General features: G+C 71.4%; 17 protein-coding genes. 11 read left to right on the top strand and 6 right to left on the bottom strand.

The window, feature by feature from the left end; genetic code table 11:
• Positions 1 to 141: 141 nt before the first annotated feature.
• Positions 142 to 1,044 carry a LysR family transcriptional regulator gene (locus NOO62_RS06615; RefSeq protein WP_268769975.1) on the top strand — a complete coding sequence of 301 codons (903 nt, stop codon included), beginning with the start codon at positions 142 to 144 and terminating at the stop codon, positions 1,042 to 1,044.
• Between the two features lie 46 nt (positions 1,045 to 1,090).
• Here the strand turns inward: NOO62_RS06615 and NOO62_RS06610 are convergent, their stop codons facing one another.
• The gene (locus NOO62_RS06610; RefSeq protein ID WP_268769974.1) at positions 1,091 to 1,891 is read right to left on the bottom strand and encodes a hypothetical protein; all 801 of its coding nucleotides are present in this window, start codon (positions 1,889 to 1,891) and stop codon (positions 1,091 to 1,093) included.
• Between the two features lie 236 nt (positions 1,892 to 2,127).
• Positions 2,128 to 2,604: a pyridoxamine 5'-phosphate oxidase family protein gene (locus NOO62_RS06605; RefSeq protein WP_268769973.1), complete on the bottom strand. Its 477-nt coding sequence runs from the start codon at positions 2,602 to 2,604 to the stop codon at positions 2,128 to 2,130.
• Between the two features lie 160 nt (positions 2,605 to 2,764).
• Here NOO62_RS06605 and NOO62_RS06600 point away from each other — a divergent pair, with 160 nt between their 5' ends.
• Positions 2,765 to 3,418 (top strand): cysteine hydrolase, encoded by a 654-nt coding sequence (locus tag NOO62_RS06600; RefSeq protein WP_268769972.1) that lies wholly within the window; start codon positions 2,765 to 2,767, stop codon positions 3,416 to 3,418.
• Here NOO62_RS06600 and NOO62_RS06595 read toward each other — a convergent pair.
• Positions 3,405 to 3,839: a Rieske (2Fe-2S) protein gene (locus tag NOO62_RS06595; protein ID WP_268769971.1), complete on the bottom strand. Its 435-nt coding sequence runs from the start codon at positions 3,837 to 3,839 to the stop codon at positions 3,405 to 3,407. The genes NOO62_RS06600 and NOO62_RS06595 overlap by 14 nt on opposite strands.
• Positions 3,840 to 3,892: 53 nt before the next feature.
• Between NOO62_RS06595 and NOO62_RS06590 the strand changes: the two genes are divergently transcribed.
• From NOO62_RS06590 to NOO62_RS06560, 7 genes are all read left to right on the top strand, one after another.
• On the top strand, positions 3,893 to 4,681 hold the full coding sequence (locus tag NOO62_RS06590) for a HipA family kinase (protein WP_268769970.1): 789 nt from the start codon (positions 3,893 to 3,895) through the stop codon (positions 4,679 to 4,681).
• Entirely contained in the window at positions 4,678 to 5,076 is a 399-nt protein-coding gene (locus NOO62_RS06585; RefSeq protein ID WP_268769969.1) for a DUF3037 domain-containing protein, read from the top strand. Before NOO62_RS06590 ends, NOO62_RS06585 begins: the two co-directional genes overlap by 4 nt.
• A 203-nt stretch (positions 5,077 to 5,279) precedes the next feature.
• Positions 5,280 to 6,041, top strand: a complete 762-nt coding sequence (fabG, locus tag NOO62_RS06580; protein WP_268769968.1) for a 3-oxoacyl-ACP reductase FabG — start codon at positions 5,280 to 5,282, stop codon at positions 6,039 to 6,041.
• A 23-nt stretch (positions 6,042 to 6,064) separates the two neighbouring features.
• Complete coding sequence (locus NOO62_RS06575; protein ID WP_268769967.1) at positions 6,065 to 6,820, top strand: SDR family oxidoreductase; 756 nt, start codon at positions 6,065 to 6,067, stop codon at positions 6,818 to 6,820.
• Positions 6,821 to 7,028: 208 nt separating this feature from the next.
• Positions 7,029 to 8,564, top strand: a complete 1,536-nt coding sequence (locus tag NOO62_RS06570; protein WP_268775492.1) for an ABC transporter substrate-binding protein — start codon at positions 7,029 to 7,031, stop codon at positions 8,562 to 8,564.
• Between the two features lie 103 nt (positions 8,565 to 8,667).
• Positions 8,668 to 9,351 carry a uracil-DNA glycosylase gene (locus NOO62_RS06565; protein WP_268769966.1) on the top strand — a complete coding sequence of 228 codons (684 nt, stop codon included), beginning with the start codon at positions 8,668 to 8,670 and terminating at the stop codon, positions 9,349 to 9,351.
• A 204-nt stretch (positions 9,352 to 9,555) separates the two neighbouring features.
• The gene (locus tag NOO62_RS06560; protein ID WP_268775491.1) at positions 9,556 to 10,104 is read left to right on the top strand and encodes a hypothetical protein; all 549 of its coding nucleotides are present in this window, start codon (positions 9,556 to 9,558) and stop codon (positions 10,102 to 10,104) included.
• 18 nt (positions 10,105 to 10,122) lie between these two features.
• Here NOO62_RS06560 and NOO62_RS06555 read toward each other — a convergent pair whose 3' ends face one another.
• Complete coding sequence (locus tag NOO62_RS06555) at positions 10,123 to 10,635, bottom strand: hypothetical protein (RefSeq protein ID WP_268769965.1); 513 nt, start codon at positions 10,633 to 10,635, stop codon at positions 10,123 to 10,125.
• An 83-nt stretch (positions 10,636 to 10,718) separates the two neighbouring features.
• A complete protein-coding gene (locus NOO62_RS06550) occupies positions 10,719 to 11,312 on the bottom strand; it encodes a TetR/AcrR family transcriptional regulator (RefSeq protein WP_268769964.1) in 594 nt (197 codons plus the stop codon).
• A gap of 82 nt (positions 11,313 to 11,394) precedes the next feature.
• On the opposite strand from NOO62_RS06550, the gene NOO62_RS06545 reads away from it, so the two are divergent.
• Positions 11,395 to 12,705, top strand: a complete 1,311-nt coding sequence (locus NOO62_RS06545; RefSeq protein WP_268769963.1) for an FAD-dependent monooxygenase — start codon at positions 11,395 to 11,397, stop codon at positions 12,703 to 12,705.
• Complete coding sequence (locus NOO62_RS06540) at positions 12,677 to 13,585, top strand: Gfo/Idh/MocA family protein (protein ID WP_268769962.1); 909 nt, start codon at positions 12,677 to 12,679, stop codon at positions 13,583 to 13,585. Before NOO62_RS06545 ends, NOO62_RS06540 begins: the two co-directional genes overlap by 29 nt.
• On the opposite strand, the gene lnt is transcribed toward NOO62_RS06540, so the two are convergent.
• Positions 13,506 to 15,506, bottom strand: a complete 2,001-nt coding sequence (gene lnt / locus NOO62_RS06535) for an apolipoprotein N-acyltransferase (RefSeq protein ID WP_268769961.1) — start codon at positions 15,504 to 15,506, stop codon at positions 13,506 to 13,508. The two genes, NOO62_RS06540 and lnt, sit on opposite strands and share 80 nt — an antisense overlap.
• Positions 15,507 to 15,536 lie beyond the last annotated feature (30 nt).

Here is a 15,536-nt window from a genome sequence, read left to right as displayed (position 1 = left end):
GTCGGCGGCGACGGAGCAGGCGTTGGTGGTGATGCTGCTGTTCGCGACTGCGGGGGCGGTGGTCATGCGTCTCACGATGAGCCCGAACGATCTCGTAGCACAAGCGAGATTTTGTGCGCGGTACCGCGTAGCATCGCTTACATGTTGAACCTGGAGCGCCTGCGTACGCTCGACGCCCTCGCCCGGCACGGATCCGTCAGCGGTGCGGCCGCCGGTCTGCACGTGACGACCTCGGCCGTCTCGCAGCAGATGACGAAGCTGGAGCGCGAGGTCGGCCAGCAACTGCTCGCCAAGAACGGCAGAGGCGTGCGCCTGACCGACGCGGGACGGCTGCTCGCCCAGCACGCGGCGCGGATCCTCTCGCAGGTCGAGCTCGCCCAGGCGGACCTGGAGGAGCAGCGCGGCAAGGCGGTGGGTGAACTGCGGATCGCCGCGTTCCCCACCGCCATGCGCGGCCTGATGCCCGCCACGCTGTCCGCGCTCCGCGTCGACCACCCCGGGCTGCGGGTGCGCTGCCAGGAGAGGGAACCGACACCGGCCGTCGCGGCCGTGGTGCGCGGCGACCTCGACATGGCGGTCGTCCTGGACTGGTACAACAAACCCCTGCCGATACCGGAAGGCCTGGTCAAGGCCCCCCTTCTCGACGACCCCGCCGATGTGGCGATGCCCGCCGCCCACCCACTCGCCGACCGCGCCGAAGTCGACCTGGAGGAGTTCGCCGACGACGAGTGGATCGCCTGGGCGGAGGGTGAGTTCTGCCAGGAGTGGCTCATGTTCACCCTGCGCGGCAAGGGCATCGAGCCGCGCATCGCGCACCGCGCGGAGGAGCATCACACCCAGCTCGCCCTGGTCGCCGCCGGCCTCGGCGTGTGCGTGGCCCCGCGGCTGGGCCGCGATCCGATGCCGATGGGTGTGCGGACCGTCCCGGTGCGGCACCGGGTGCGGCGGCACGTGTACGTGGTGTGGCGGTCGGACGCGGACCGCCGCCCGTCGATCAGGGCGGCGGCGGAGGCGTTGCGGGGGGCGGGGGCCGGGCTGAGATAGCACCCGGCCGGTGGGGCGCGCGAGGCTGTTGGCCTCGTCTGCGGGTTCAGGTGGTGTGGCGCCTGCCCTGGTCGTCGCAGGGCAGTTCGGCGGCGGTGTGGTGAGTGAGGAAGTCGCGGGTGGCCTGGCGCTGCACTTCGGTGATGGCGGTGGGCTTGATGTCGATGATGCCGCCGAAGGGGCGGTCGACGTCTCGGATGATGCACAAGGTGGAGGTCAGGAGGGCGGTGATGACGGTCAGGGTGATGATCTGCCCGCGATTGTTGCGGCGGGGCAGACAGATCCCCAGGGCCGCCACGGTGATGACCAGGGTGGCGAGCAGGAACCACAGGATGACGCCGGGGATGCTCGCGGTGGCCTGGGTCAGGCGTTCCTCGCGCTCGTCGGAGCGCTTGTGGTCGGCGGAGGCCAGCATGCCGAAGACCGGCTTGCCCTCGACTTCGCGAAAGACGCGGCGCAGATCGGTCGACCACACGCTGGGGGCCGTCGACCCCTTCCCGTCGGCCATGGCGGGCCACTCCCGCTCGCGTACGGCGCGGGCGTAGCAGACGGCGTCCGCCTGAACCTTGGCGCGCTGTTCGGCGGGTGCGTACTCGGCGGACTCCACGAGTTGGTCGACGGCCCGTGCCTCGCCGCGTGAGGCGACCTCGGCCTTGCCGTAGGAGCCGTTGGCGGTGACGAGGACGAAGGCGAGCAGCAGCACGGTCAAGGTCAGCAGCGGGCCGACCAGATCCTTGACGGCCATGCCGGCGTCGTCGTCCTCGCTCATGAGGCGGGGCCGCAGGAAGCGGTTGGCGGCCAGGCCCGCGAGCAGGGCCAGGACGGCGACGACGATGATCAAGACCACGGACGGCCACCTCCGGGTGGGGGTCGGTCGCGCCCCGGGGGTCGGGGCACCGAGGTCTTGTCCTCCCAGCCAGCAGACGCCCCTTACCGGCAGAAACGTCTCTTCACCTTCGAACGGGGGGTCTTCGTTGGGCCGGTAAGCCCCTTTGGTTTCTTCTGTCGGTGATCGAGCCCGGCAGCACTACGGATCCCTGCTGCGGGCCGCGGGCCGCAGCCGCGGGCCCCGGTCGCCGGGCGCTACGGCCGGCCGAGGTCGGTCAGCTTCCGGAAGTCCCAGGACGCGACGGCGTCCGGGGTCAGCCGCAGCCATCCGTGACGCCCGTCGTGCGGCATCTCGTCGAGGCCGAAGACCTTGCGCGCGAACAGGCGCTCCGGGACGTCGAGTTCTGGACAGGGGCCGCCCGTGCGCGGGATCTCGCCCACGAAATCCACCGTGCCGGACAGCTCCACCCCGCGCAGCTCGCCGTACTCCTCGCCGGTGTCGACCACTACGGCGATCCGCGGGTCCTTGCGCAGGTCGGCCCAGCGCTTGCTGCGGGTGATCGAGTACAGCCACAGGGACGTGCCGTCCCAGGCGAACCAGAGCGTGCTGACGTGCGGCGCACCGTCCGGCGACACGGTCGCCACCCGGCAGGTGCGCTCCTCGGTGAGGAACGCGTCGAGCTCCTCCGGCGTCATCATGATCCGGCGACCCCGGCGCTGCGTGACGGCCATGTGCCCTCCTGTTCGGAGCCGCCTGACTGAGTGTCAGGAAGGCTGTCGGGAAAGCATGGACGCTCTTCCTTAGTGGCGCAATGGCCGTTAGCCTCTCGCCGGCCGGTGTCTCGGCCGGTGTCTCGGCCGGTGTCCGGGACGTCCGCGACAAGGGGAAGCCATGCCGTCGTACGAAAAGCTCAGGGAGATCCTCGACCCCGCCACCACCGCCCTGCTGACCGTCGAGTGCCAGCAGGGCGTCGTCGGCACCGAGAGCGCCCTGCCCGAACTCGCCGCGGCGGCACGGTCCTCGGGGGCCCTCGCCAACGTCGCCCGGCTGGTGGCCGCGGCACACCAGTGCGGCGTCCAGGTGCTGCACGCGGTGGCCGAGCGGCGGCCCGACGGGCGCGGGGCCAGCCACAACGCCCGGCTCTTCCGGGCCGCCGAGCGACTGCCCGTGCAGCAGCTCTCGGGCACCGCGGCCGTGCGGATCGCCCCGCCGATCGAGGTGGCCGACGAGGACTTCGTCGTACGCCGCCTGCACGGCCTGTCACCCGTCGCGGGCACCGACGTGGACCCGCTCCTGCGCAATCTCGGCTGCCGCACCCTGCTGGTCACCGGGGTCTCGGCCAACGTCGCGATCCCGAACGCCGTGTTCGACGCGGTGAACCTCGGTTACACCGCCGTCGTACCCGCCGACGCCATCGCGGGCGTCCCCGCCGACTACACGCCGGCCATGGTCCGCAACACCCTCGCGCTCGTCGCCACCATCACGGCCACGCAGGACGTGCTGGCCGCGTGGAAACTGCCGGGACGGCCGGTCAGGCCCGCTTGATCGAGCCGCCCGTCACGGTGATCGCGGCGGCCGGCAGCGGCTTCGGCGCGGGCCCGCCCCGCACGCTGCCGTCGGCGATGTCGAACTTGCTGCCATGGCACGGACAGTTGACGGTGCCGCCCTCGACGGTCGTCACCGGGCACCCCTTGTGGGTGCAGAGGCTGGAGAACGCCTTGAACTCGCCCTTCGTGGGCTGGGTGACCACCACCTCCGCGTCCTTGAAGATCTTGCCGCCGCCCACGGGGATGTCGGACGTCCTGGCGAGGACACCGCCCGCGTCACCGTCACCGTCGCCGCCGTCCTCGGCGGAGCTCTCGCCGCCCCCGCAGGCGGTCAGGGCGGCGGCCAGGCCCGCGGCGCCGATCGTGGCCACGACCGTGCGGCGGCTGGGCTCGGAGAGCGTCTCTTCGTAAGTCGTCATGTCCAGTGGTACGGGGCCGCGGGCCACCGCGTTCAACTCTGTAATCTGGGCCAATGCTCAGCCACGTCACCGCGGTCCGTTACGTCACACCCCTGCGGGAAGGCGGATCACTGCCCGGGCTCGTCGAGACCGACGACCACGGAACGTACGGAACGTACGTCCTCAAGTTCACCGGCGCGGGACAGGGCCGCAAGACACTCGTCGCCGAGGTGATCTGCGGCGAGCTGGCCCGCAGGCTCGGCCTGCGGATGCCTCGGCTCACGGGGATCCAGCTCGACCCGGTCCTCGGCCTCGGCGAGCCCGACGAACGGGTGCAGGCGCTGCTGAAGGCGAGCGGCGGACTCAACCTCGGCATGGAGTTCCTGTCAGGCGCCCTCGGCTTCGACCCGCTCGCCCACGTGGTGGACCCGGCCGAGGCGGGCCGCGTCATCTGGTTCGACGCGCTGATCAACAACGTGGACCGCTCCTGGCGCAATCCGAACCTGCTCATGTGGCACGGCGACCTGTGGCTGATCGACCACGGGGCGAGCATGATCTGGCACCACAACTGGCGCACCGCGGAGACCGCGGCCGCCAAGCCGTACGACGCGTCGGACCACGTTCTCGCCCCCTACGGCCCCGACATCGCGGCGGCCACCGCCGAGCTCGCCCCGCTCGTCACCGAGGAACTGCTCGCCGAGGTCGCCGCCGAGGTGCCCGAGGAGTGGCTGGCGGACGAGCCGGGCTTCGACGGCCCGGACGACGTGCGCCGCGCCTACGTAGCGGCCCTCCTGCCGCGCGCCAAGACCATCCACGAGCGGATCACCCTGCCGGGTGCCGGACCGAAGGGCGCCACCCAGTGACCGAGCAGACCGCGCCCGTACGGGACGTCTTCGAGTACGCGCTGGTGCGCGTCGTGCCGCGCGTGGAGCGCGGTGAGCAGTTCAACGCGGGCGTCGTGCTCTACTGCCGCGCCAAGTCGTACGTCGCCGCCCGCACGCACCTCGACGAGGCCAAGCTCCTCGCCCTGGACCCGGCGGCCGACGCGGACGGCATCCGGGCCGCGCTGGGTGCCGTCGAGCGGATCTGCGAGGGCGGCGAGGCCGCGGGTCAGGCCGAGCGGGACGACGCGGGGCGGCGCTTCCGCTGGCTGATCGCGCCGCGCTCCACGGTGCTCCAGCCCGGCCCCGTACACACCGGTCTCACGGCGGATCCCGAGGCCGAGGTGAACCGGCTCGTCGAGCTGTTGGTGAAGTGAAGAGGCACAGGGGTGACATAAAGAGTCACACCTCTCCTGTGGGCCGTTGACACCCGGTGCCAGGCCTTCTAGCGTCTCGTCCAGCTGAAGGTACTAAGCGGTCGCTCACCATCGGGGCGTACCGTTGGAGCCCCACTCCGTGGAGCCCCACTCCGTAAAGCTCCATCCCGTAGAGCCGCATCCCAAGGGCGAGGAGAACCAGCATGTCCACCACAGAGCAGCGCGTCGCGGTCGTGACCGGCGCAGCGCGAGGCATCGGCGCGGCGACCGCAGTACGGCTCGCCGCCGAGGGCCGCGCCGTGGCCGTCATCGACCTCGACGAGGCCGCCTGCAAGGACACCGTCGCGCAGATCACCGCGGCCGGTGGCAAGGCGATCGCGGTCGGCTGCGACGTGTCCGACGAGGCCCAGGTCGAGGCCGCCGTCGCCCGTATCGCCGAGGAGCTCGGCGCGCCGACGATCCTCGTCAACAACGCCGGTGTGCTCCGCGACAACCTCCTCTTCAAGATGAGCGCGACCGACTGGGACACGGTCATGAACGTGCACCTGCGCGGCGCCTTCCTGATGTCGAAGGCCTGCCAGAAGCACATGGTGGACGCCAACTTCGGCCGTATCGTCAACCTCTCCTCGTCCTCCGCGCTCGGCAACCGCGGCCAGGTCAACTACGCCGCCGCCAAGGCCGGCCTCCAGGGCTTCACCAAGACCCTCGCCAAGGAGCTCGGCAAGTTCGGCGTCACCGCCAACTCCGTCGCCCCGGGCTTCATCGTCACCGAGATGACCAAGGCCACCGCCGACCGCGTCGGCATGGGCTTCGAGGACTTCCAGGCCGCGGCCGCCACCCAGATCCCGGTGCAGCGCGTCGGCCGCCCCGAGGACATCGCCAACGCCATCGCCTTCTTCACGGGCGACGCGGCCGGGTTTGTGTCGGGGCAGGTCATGTACGTGGCCGGCGGCCCGCTCAACTGACCTGAAAGGCGGAGGCAGAGATCATGGCTGTGCAGGACAGCGGAAAGGCCGCGCTCGTCACCGGAGCGAGCCGCGGCATCGGATACGGCATCGCCGAGGCGCTGGTGGCGCGCGGCGACCGGGTCTGCATCACGGGACGCAACGAGGACGCCCTCAAGGAGGCCGTCGAGAAGCTCGGCGCCGACCGCGTCATCGGGGTGGCGGGCAAGGCGCACGACGAGGCCCACCAGGCGGTCGCCGTCGAGCGCGCCATGGAGGCCTTCGGACGTGTCGACTTCCTGATCAACAACGCCGGTACGAACCCGGTCTTCGGCCCGATGGCCGAGATGGACCTCAACGTGGCCCGCAAGGTGTTCGAGACCAACGTCATCTCGGCGCTCGGCTTCGCCCAGCAGACCTGGCGGGCCTGGCAGAGCGAGAACGGCGGCGCGATCGTGAACATCGCCTCCGTCGCCGGAGTCTCCGCGTCGCCGTTCATCGGCGCGTACGGGATGAGCAAGGCCGCCATGGTCAACCTCACCCTGCAGCTCGCCCACGAGTTCGCCCCGAAGGTGCGGGTGAACTCGATCGCGCCCGCCGTCGTCAAGACCAAGTTCGCCCAGGCGCTGTACGAGGGCCGCGAGGCGGAGGCGGCGGCCTCCTACCCGCTCGGCCGGCTCGGAGTGCCGGAGGACATCGGGGGCGCGGCCGCGTTCCTCACGTCCGGCCAGTCCGACTGGGTCACGGGCCAGACACTCGTGGTCGATGGCGGCATCTTCCTCAATGCGGGCGTCGGCTGACGAAGGCCGCACACCCGGCGGAGACGCCCTTTCGGTGACGTTCCCCCGCATCAAGTGCCCTGTCGGCGCCAGGACTTGGCCCGACAGGGCACTGCGATATTGTCTCCCGACCCCATGGCATGGCCGATCGAGGAGCGTGCGCGTGTTCAGTGAAGTTCCCCCTGCTAAGCGGATCAGGGGTCTGCGTCCGGTGGCGGCGATCGCGTCCATGTCGCTGCTCGCCGGCTGCGGGATGCTGTCGTCCGAAGGGTCGGACGACGAGGAGCAGATCACCGTCGGCACGATGAGCGCGCCGAGCACCCTGGACCCGGCGAAGGCCTGGGACAGCTCCTGGGAGCTCTACAGAAACGTTTTCCAGACGCTCCTCAGCTTCCCCTCGGGGGCCACCGAGCCGGAGCCGGACGCCGCCGAGTCCTGCAAGTTCAGCGACGCCTCCAGCACGGTCTACACCTGCGAGCTGCGCGAGGGCCTGAAGTTCTCCGACGGCGACGAACTGGACGCGGCCGCCGTGAAGTACTCCTTCGACCGCATACGGACCATCAACGCCAAGGGCGGCCCCACCGGCCTGCTCGGCTCGCTCGACAAGGTCGAGACGGAGGGGGACCTGACGGTCGCCTTCCACCTCAAGAAGGCCGACGCGACCTTCCCCTTCGTCCTCGCGACCCCCGCCATGTCGATCGTCGACCCCAAGGAGTACCCGGCGGACAAGCTCCGCGAAGGCGACGAGCTGACCGGCTCGGGCCCGTACACCCTGGACGCGTACACGCCGAACGACAAGGCCGAACTGGTCAAGAACGATCATTACGAAGGCGCGGCCGACGTCAAGAACGACGCCGTGACCATCCGCTACTTCAAGAAGTCGTCGGCCATGGTCGGCGCCCTCAAGAACAAGCAGATCGACGTGACCTTCCGAGGCCTCGCCTCCGAGGACATCGTCGCCATGCAGGGGCGCGGCAGGCGCGAGCAGGACATCGAGCTCGTCGAGGGCTCGGGCACCGAAATCCGCTACCTGGTGTTCAACACCAAGGACCCCTGGGCGCGGAAACTGCCGGTCAGGCGGGCCGTCGCGCAGATCGTCGACCGCGGCGCCATCGCCCACAAGATCTACAAGGACACCGTCGAGCCGCTGTACTCCATGGTCCCCAGGGGCCTCACCGGCCACGCCACCGGGTTCTTCGACGACTACGGAAACCCCAGCGCCGCCAAGGCCAGGAAGATCCTCACCGACGCCGGCATCCACCAGCCGGTGCCGCTCACCCTCTGGTACACCACCGATCGCTACGGCTCGGCGACCGAGCCCGAGTTCGCCGAGCTCAAGCGCCAGCTGGAGGGCTCGGGACTCTTCAAGATCACCCTCAAGAGCCGCCCCTGGACCGAGTTCCAGGAGGGGTACAGCAACGGTGAGTACCCCGTCTTCGGCCGAGGATGGTTCCCCGACTTCCCGGACGCGGACAACTTCATCGCGCCGTTCGTCGGCCCGGAGAACGTGCTCAACACGCCCTACCCGTCCAAGGAGATCACGGACGAGGTGCTGCCGCGCGAGCGCAGGGAGACCGACCGGGGTGCCGTGATCGACGAGTTCGAGCGGGCCCAGGAGATCCTCGTCGACGACGTCAGGCTGCTGCCGCTGTGGCAGGGCAAGCAGTACATCATGTCCAGCGAGGAGATCGCGGGCGGTGAGCGGGCCCTCGACCCGTCGGCGATCATGATGATGTGGGAGCTTCAGCGCAAGACCAGCTGGTGAGCGACGAGGCGGTGCGTCGGTTGTCGGTGGGCGGCGGGCCGGTTGTCAGTGGGCGCCGGTAGGTTCTGTGGTGAGAAGTGACCGCACACCGGAGGTTGTTGACGTGACCGACATCGCCATGCTGCCCGCGTCCTGGCGCGGAGTCCTCGGCGAGGAGCTCCAGAAGCCCTACTTCAAGGAGCTCACCGAGTTCGTCGAGGAGGAGCGGGCGAAGGGTCCCGTCTATCCTCCGCGCGAGGAGGTCTTCGCCGCCCTCGACGCGACGCCGTACGACCAGGTGAAGGTCCTGGTCCTCGGTCAGGATCCCTACCACGGCGAGGGCCAGGGGCACGGCCTCTGCTTCTCCGTGCGGCCCGGCGTGAAGACGCCGCCCTCCCTGCGGAACATCTACAAGGAGATGAAGGAGGAGCTCGGCCACCCCGTGCCCGACAACGGCTATCTGATGCCGTGGGCCCAGCAGGGCGTCCTCCTGCTCAACGCGGTCCTCACCGTCCGCTCCGGCGAGGCCAACTCCCACAAGGGCAAGGGCTGGGAGAAGTTCACGGACGCGGTGATCCGGGCGGTGGCCGACCGCCCCGACCCCGCCGTCTTCGTCCTGTGGGGGAACTACGCGAAGAAGAAGCTCCCGCTCATCGACGAGGAGCGGCACATCGTCGTGCAGGGCGCCCATCCCTCGCCGCTGTCCGCGAAGAAGTTCTTCGGCTCGCAGCCGTTCACGCAGATCAACGAAGCGGTCGCGGCGCAGGGACACGAGCCGATCGACTGGCGCATCCCGGACATCGGCTGACGTCAGCCTCCGTGGGCGCGGTCGTGGGCGTGGGCGAGGGAGTACGGGGTGGGCTCCGCGCCGAGGTGGCGAGGAGCGTCACCGGGCTGGCCCAGTGGTACGGGTGAGCGCCCCGCCCGCGATCGTGCCTGACCGTGATTGTCAGTGGTGGCGGCTAGCGTCGTGAGGGATGGGGGCGACGGCCGTACGACCACGGAGGACCCGGTGACGGAGCAGCAGGAGCAGACGGCGGAGGACGCGATGATGACGCGGATCGGGCAGGCGGTCATGCTGCATCACGGCGGTGACCGTGAGGAGGCGCAGGGCCGCTTCCTCGGTCTGTGGGGCGAGATCGGCGAGGACGGCGACCCGCTGCACCGCTGCACGCTCGCGCACTACATGGCGGACACGCAGGCCGACCCCTCCGACGAACTGGCGTGGGACCTGCGGGCGTTGTCGGCGGCGGACGAGCTCACGGACGAGCGGCTGAGCGCACATCACGCATCACTCGCGGTGCGCGGCTTCTACCCGTCCCTGCACCTGAACCTCGCCGCGGACTACGTGAAACTGGGCCGCCCCGGAGCGGCCCGCAGCCACCTGCGCCAGGCACGCGGCGCGGTGGGCGCACTGGAGGACGACGGCTACGGCAGGGGCATCAAGGACGCGATCGCCCGGCTTGAGGGGGGGTGGGGGGGGGGAGGGGGGGGTGGGGGGGGGGGGGGGGGGGGGGGGGGGGGGGGGCGAATGGGCGGCCGAGTCCCCCTGAGGGGATGAGCGCACTCCGTCGCGGGGTCAGCGGCCGTACGTGTCGCGGCAGATGACCGCTTCGGGGCTGTTCGGCCGCCACTTGCCGTAGGCCTCGCCGAGGGCGCAGACGTCCGTGACCGGGGCGGCGGGGACCCCGGCGGGCGCGGGCCGGGTGGCTCCCGCGTCGGGACGTGTGGCGGCGGGGCCGCGTGCGGGGGCGGCGGGGGCAGGGGCGGGGGGCGGTGCTTGGCGGTGCGTTCGGGGCGGTGGCGGGGCGGAGGGTTCGGCTCCGGTGCTTGACGGGCTTCCGTCCGCTTTCCGGGGGGCCGGGCCGCGGGACGGGTCCATGCGCTGCAGCGCTTCCCGGGCCGGGGCCTGCACGATCTTCGGCCGCTGATCTCCGTCGGTGCGCGGCGCGGGCCGCGGTGCGGTGGCCGCGGCCGGGCCGGGGCCCGAGGGCCGCTCGACGCTCGTGCAGCCGGTGAGGGCGGCCGAGGCGGCTGCCGAGACGGCCACGGTGACGAGGAGCGCGGCGGCGGTGGTCGTCGGTCGATGCATCTGCGCAACTTTGGTGGGTCGGGGCGCAGTTGGCGCACGAACCTGGTGAGGTTGCCCCGCACGGGTGACGGACCTGATGTGTCTCACCCGTCCAGCATCCCCCGCAGCAGTTCCCCCACGCTGCTCCGCAGCTCCTCTTCCGTTGGCGCCGCGGCGTGGTACGAGCCCGCCACGCACGAGAACATCAGCCCGTCGCACCAGGCCACCAGGGACAGCGTGTGGCGTTCCGGTGCGGCGGAGCCCGCGGCTCGGAGCAGGGACTCCAGGGGCTCCCTGAACTGGGCGCCGGCCGCGTCGTAGAAGGCGCGCAGTTCCGGCCTGCGGGTCGCTTCCATGGCCAACTCGTAGCGGGATACGAGGAGTTGACGATGGTCTCCGGTCAGGTACTGGTGCAGGGCCAGGGCGAGGCCGGTGGCCAGCTGCTCGCGCCCCGCTGCCGGGTGTGGCATCCCGGCGGGGTTCAGTACCTGCGCCTCGCGTTCGGCCTGCCGTCGTACCGCCGCCTCCAGGAGGGCGAGCCGGGTCCGCGCGTAGTTGGACGTGGACCCCTGGGGGAGGCCCGCCACCTCGTCGACGGCGCGGTGGGTGAGGCCGCGCATGCCGCGTTCCGCCAGGAGGGCGAGGGCGGCGTCGGCGATGAGTTCGGTGCGGGGAGCTCCCGCGCTGCGTACGGGCATGACGGAAACCTTACCCAGCGCACTACAGGTGTAGTACGGTCGTACCGGTCGCTCACTACACCTGTAGTTACCAGGAGGAGCCATGGACGAGATCCAGATCCAGATCCGGAACCAGCAGCCCCACGCCGTCGTCATCGGCGGCGGCATCGGCGGGCTCACCGCGGCCATCGGGCTGCACGCGTCCGGCTGGCGGGTGACCGTCCTGGAGCGTGCGGCCTCCCTGGAGCCGGTCGGTTCGGGCATCGGCCTCGCCCCCAACTCCCAGCGCGCCCTGGACGTCCTCGGCCTCGGCGGCCGGGTCCGTGCGCTCGCCGCCTGGGAGGGCGACGGCGGGATGCGCGCGCAGAACGGGCGGTGGCTGGTGCGTACGAGTGCCGCCGCGGCCGAGGGGGCGTACGGCGGATCGCTCGTCATGCTGCACCGCGCGACCCTCGTGGACCTGCTCGTCTCCGCGCTGCCCGAGAATTCGCTGCGCACGGGGACGCGGGCCCGCCTCACGGACTCCGGCACCGCGGACCGCCCCGCCATCGTCAGCACGGACGACGGCGACATCGAGGCGGACCTCGTCGTCGGCGCCGACGGCATCAACTCCGCCGTGCGCGCGGCACTCTTCCCGGCCCACCCCGGCCCCGTGTACGCGGGGTTCACCGCCTGGCGCTTCGTCATCCCGGCCCCCGACCAGCCGTTCACGCCGCACGAGACCTGGGGCCGCGGCGGCGTCTGGGGCACGCATCCGCTCAAGGACGGCAGGGTGTACGCGTACGCCACCGCCCGACTGCCCGCGGGAGGCAGGGCGCCCGATGGCGAGAAGACGGAGCTGCAGCGACGCTTCGCCGACTGGCACGACCCGATCCCCGGTCTGATCGCCGCCGTCAGGGACGAGGACATCCTGCGCAACGACGTCCGTCACCTGACGACGCCGCTTCCCGCGTACCACCGCGGTCGCGTCGCCCTCCTCGGTGACGCCGCGCACGCCATGGCGCCGAGCCTCGGCCAGGGCGGCAACCAGGCCATCGAGGACGCCGTGGTCCTCGCTCACCACGTGACGCCCGGCGCCGACCTCGCCGCGGGCCTCGCGGCGTACAGCGCGGCCCGCGTCCCCCGCACCACGGAGATCGTCCGGCGTGCCGCGCGGGCCGCCCGCCTCACGCACCTCACCAGCGGCCCGCTCATCGGCGTACGCAACACCCTCATCTCGACGGCGACGCGCCTCGGCCCCGACTTCATCATGCGCAGCTTCTCCTCCATCGCCGACTGGCGTCCCCCGCAACCCCCGTATGCTGCGGGAACGACGACCGGAGACGCCGAGCGGCAACAGGCCGGAGACAGTCGTCGGCAGACAGACAGCAGACAGGAGAACAGTGGTGAAGATCGGCTGCATCGGACTCGGTGACATCGCGCGGAAGGCGTACCTGCCCGTCCTCACCACCCTGCCCGGGGTCGAACTGCACCTGCAGACGCGTACGCCCGCCACCCTCGCCCGGGTCGCCGGGGTCCACCACATTCCGGACTCCCGCTGTCACACCGACCTGGAAGCCCTGCTCGCCCAAAACCTCGACGCCGCGTTCGTGCACGCGCCGACGGCCGTGCACCCGGAGATCGTCACCCGGCTCGTCGAGGCGGGCGTGCCGACCTACGTCGACAAGCCCATCGCGTACGAACTCGCCGACTCCGAGCGTCTCGTGCGCCTCGCGGAGGAGCGCGGCGTCAGCCTCGCCGTCGGCTTCAACCGCCGCTTCGCGCCCGGCTACGCGCAGTGCGTCGAGCACCCCCGCGAGATGATCCTCATGCAGAAGAACCGCGTGGGGCTGCCGGAGGACCCGCGCACGCTCGTGCTCGACGACTTCATCCACGTCCTGGACACGCTGCGGTTCCTCGCGCCGGGCCCGATCGACGACGTCACGGTGCGTTCCCGCGTCGAGGACGGACTCATGCACCACGTGGTCGTGCAGCTCGCCGGTGACGGGTTCGTCGCGATCGGCATGATGAACCGGCTGAGCGGCTCCGCCGAGGAGATCCTCGAGGTCTCCGGCCAGGACACCAAGCGGCAGGTGGTCAATCTCGCCGAGATCGTCGACCACAAGGGCCAGCCCAGTGTGCGGCGGCGCGGCGACTGGGTGCCGGTGGCTCGTCAGCGCGGCATCGAGCAGGTCGTGCTGTCCTTCCTGGACGCCGTACGCGCGGGGAAGGTCCTCAGCGCCCGGGACGCGCTGGCGACCCATGAGCTGTGTGAGCGTGTGGTTCGTGAGGCTCAGGAGCAGGCTCGGGGGTAGTGGTTCCGGGGGCGGCCCCAGGGTCGGTCTTGGCTGCGGTCCGCCTGATGGATCGCAGGTATCGCAGTCCTTCGGTCAGGCCCAGCGCGAGGAGCACGAGCAGTGCGGCGTGCACGGGCCAGTCGCCCCACTTGACGTACGCCGTCTCGCCGGTGGCCAGCGGTACGTCGTACAGGGCCGCGGTGCTCGCGGAGGTGCCGATGGTGCTGCCGACGCGCGACCCCTCCGGGCCGTACACCGCGGAGACGCCGGTGAGCGTGGCGTGCACCATGGGGCGGCCCGTCTCCGCGGCCCGTACCGCCGCGAGCGACGCGTGCTGCCGGGGCGCCCAGCTGTTCTGGAACGACGACGTGGCGGACTGGGCGAGCAGCAGCTGGGCGCCGTCCTGGGTGAGCCGTCGGCTCATGTCGGGGAAGGCGGACTCGAAGCAGACGAGGGGCCCGATGCGGAGGCCGTGGTCGTAGTCCTGACGTTGGCCCTGGCCCTGGTCCTGGTCGTGTCGGGCGTCGCGGCCGGTGTGCATCACCACTTGGTGGTCGCCGCGCCTGCGGTCCTCGCCCGCCGCCTTGCCGACGGATGTCGCCCAGCCGAGCAGGGAGCGCGCCGGAATGTACTCGCCGAAGGGCACGAGCCGCATCTTGTCGTAGCGGTCGCCGGTCGGCCCGTCCGGACCCACCAGGACGGAGCTCTTGAATATCCCGGGCCGGTCGGAGCGGCGCGCGTCGACGTTCACCAGGATGTCCGCGCCCACCTCGCGGGAGAGCGCGGCTATTCGGCGGGCGATGTCCGGCCGGTCGGCCAGATCGAACCCGACGCTGCTCTCGCCCCAGACGACGAGGTCCGGGTTCCGGCCCGCGAGGGTGCGGGTCAGCGCCTCCTCGCGGGCAAGACGCTCGTCGGCGCTCGCGATGCCGTCCGCGACGATGCCGGGCTGGACGACGGCGACGCGGGTGTGCCCGGCGGGTTCGGGCCGGGGAGCCCACACCCAGGCGGCCGCCGTGGCGGTGGCCACGGTGAGGATGCCGACGAGGGCGGGGAGGGCGGGGAGGGTGGTGGGTCTACGCGGACTGGTGGGCGGAGCGTCTGTAGGTGGGGTGGCTGGAGTGCCCGTATGCGGGGTGTGCGTGGTCGGCGTGTCCGTGTCCGTGTCCGGAGCGACCGTACGCGGCGAGCCCGTGCCCGACGTGTGCGTGGTCGGCGTGTCCGTGCCTGGAGTGCCCGTATGCGGGGTGTCCGTGCCCGGCGTTTCCGTGTCCGGAGCGACCGTACGCGGCGTGTCCGTACCCGGAGCGGCCGTACGCCGGGTCGAGGACCGCGCCCCCGCCTTCCCCGCTACGGCGAGCAGCGCGACCCCCGTGTTCACGACCACGACGAACGCGCTGACCAGCCACACTCCACCCACCGAGGCGAGTCGCAGCGCGGGCGGCACCTGCCACTGGCTGGAGCCGAGCAGACCCCACGGCCCGCCGAGCCCCTCCCACGACCTGACCAGTTCGACCATCAGCCACCCCGAGGGCAGCACGACGAGCGCGGCGGCGGCCCGTCCCGGCCCCGGCACACCGCCGAGTACTCGCCGCACCAGCCAGCCCCAGGGCGCCCACAGCAGACCGAGCAGCGCGGCGATGACCACGGTGAACACGTGCAGGCTCGGCAGTAGCCAGTGGTGCACGGCCACCATGAAGCCGAGGCCGCCCAGCCAGCCGTCGAGCGCGGCACGCCGGGCGGTCGGGGCCGACCTCGCCAGGAGCATCCACGGCACGAGAGCGACGTACGCGAACCACCACAGCGACGGGGCGGGGAACGCGAGAGCGGGCAACGCGCCCGCGGTGACGGCGATGGCGGCGCGCCACCAACGGGACGCGAGCAGCTGCCCGGCTCGCTGCCGGTATCGCTCCCGCCGGTCGTCGCCGTACAGCTCCATGCACGCCTCCCTCGGTCCCCGACGCCCGAT

Source organism: Streptomyces sp. Je 1-369 (assembly GCF_026810505.1).
GTDB lineage: Bacteria > Actinomycetota > Actinomycetes > Streptomycetales > Streptomycetaceae > Streptomyces.
The sequence above is the reverse complement of the archived record's forward strand: the minus strand, read 5'-3'. Positions and strand labels throughout refer to the sequence as shown.

Excerpts from the sequence above, each read along its gene's own strand:
- NOO62_RS06570 (WP_268775492.1), top strand. The coding sequence starts at position 7,029 with ATGTCGCTGCTCGCCGGCTGCGGGATGCTGTCGTCCGAAGGGTCGGAC.
- NOO62_RS06550 (WP_268769964.1), bottom strand. The coding sequence starts at position 11,312 with ATGCCCGTACGCAGCGCGGGAGCTCCCCGCACCGAACTCATCGCCGAC.
- NOO62_RS06590 (WP_268769970.1), top strand. The coding sequence starts at position 3,893 with ATGCTCAGCCACGTCACCGCGGTCCGTTACGTCACACCCCTGCGGGAA.
- NOO62_RS06555 (WP_268769965.1), bottom strand. The coding sequence starts at position 10,635 with ATGCATCGACCGACGACCACCGCCGCCGCGCTCCTCGTCACCGTGGCC.
- lnt (WP_268769961.1), bottom strand. The coding sequence starts at position 15,506 with ATGGAGCTGTACGGCGACGACCGGCGGGAGCGATACCGGCAGCGAGCC.
- NOO62_RS06605 (WP_268769973.1), bottom strand. The coding sequence starts at position 2,604 with ATGGCCGTCACGCAGCGCCGGGGTCGCCGGATCATGATGACGCCGGAG.
- NOO62_RS06595 (WP_268769971.1), bottom strand. The coding sequence starts at position 3,839 with ATGACGACTTACGAAGAGACGCTCTCCGAGCCCAGCCGCCGCACGGTC.
- NOO62_RS06615 (WP_268769975.1), top strand. The coding sequence starts at position 142 with ATGTTGAACCTGGAGCGCCTGCGTACGCTCGACGCCCTCGCCCGGCAC.
- NOO62_RS06600 (WP_268769972.1), top strand. The coding sequence starts at position 2,765 with ATGCCGTCGTACGAAAAGCTCAGGGAGATCCTCGACCCCGCCACCACC.
- NOO62_RS06545 (WP_268769963.1), top strand. The coding sequence starts at position 11,395 with ATGGACGAGATCCAGATCCAGATCCGGAACCAGCAGCCCCACGCCGTC.
- fabG (WP_268769968.1), top strand. The coding sequence starts at position 5,280 with ATGTCCACCACAGAGCAGCGCGTCGCGGTCGTGACCGGCGCAGCGCGA.
- NOO62_RS06575 (WP_268769967.1), top strand. The coding sequence starts at position 6,065 with ATGGCTGTGCAGGACAGCGGAAAGGCCGCGCTCGTCACCGGAGCGAGC.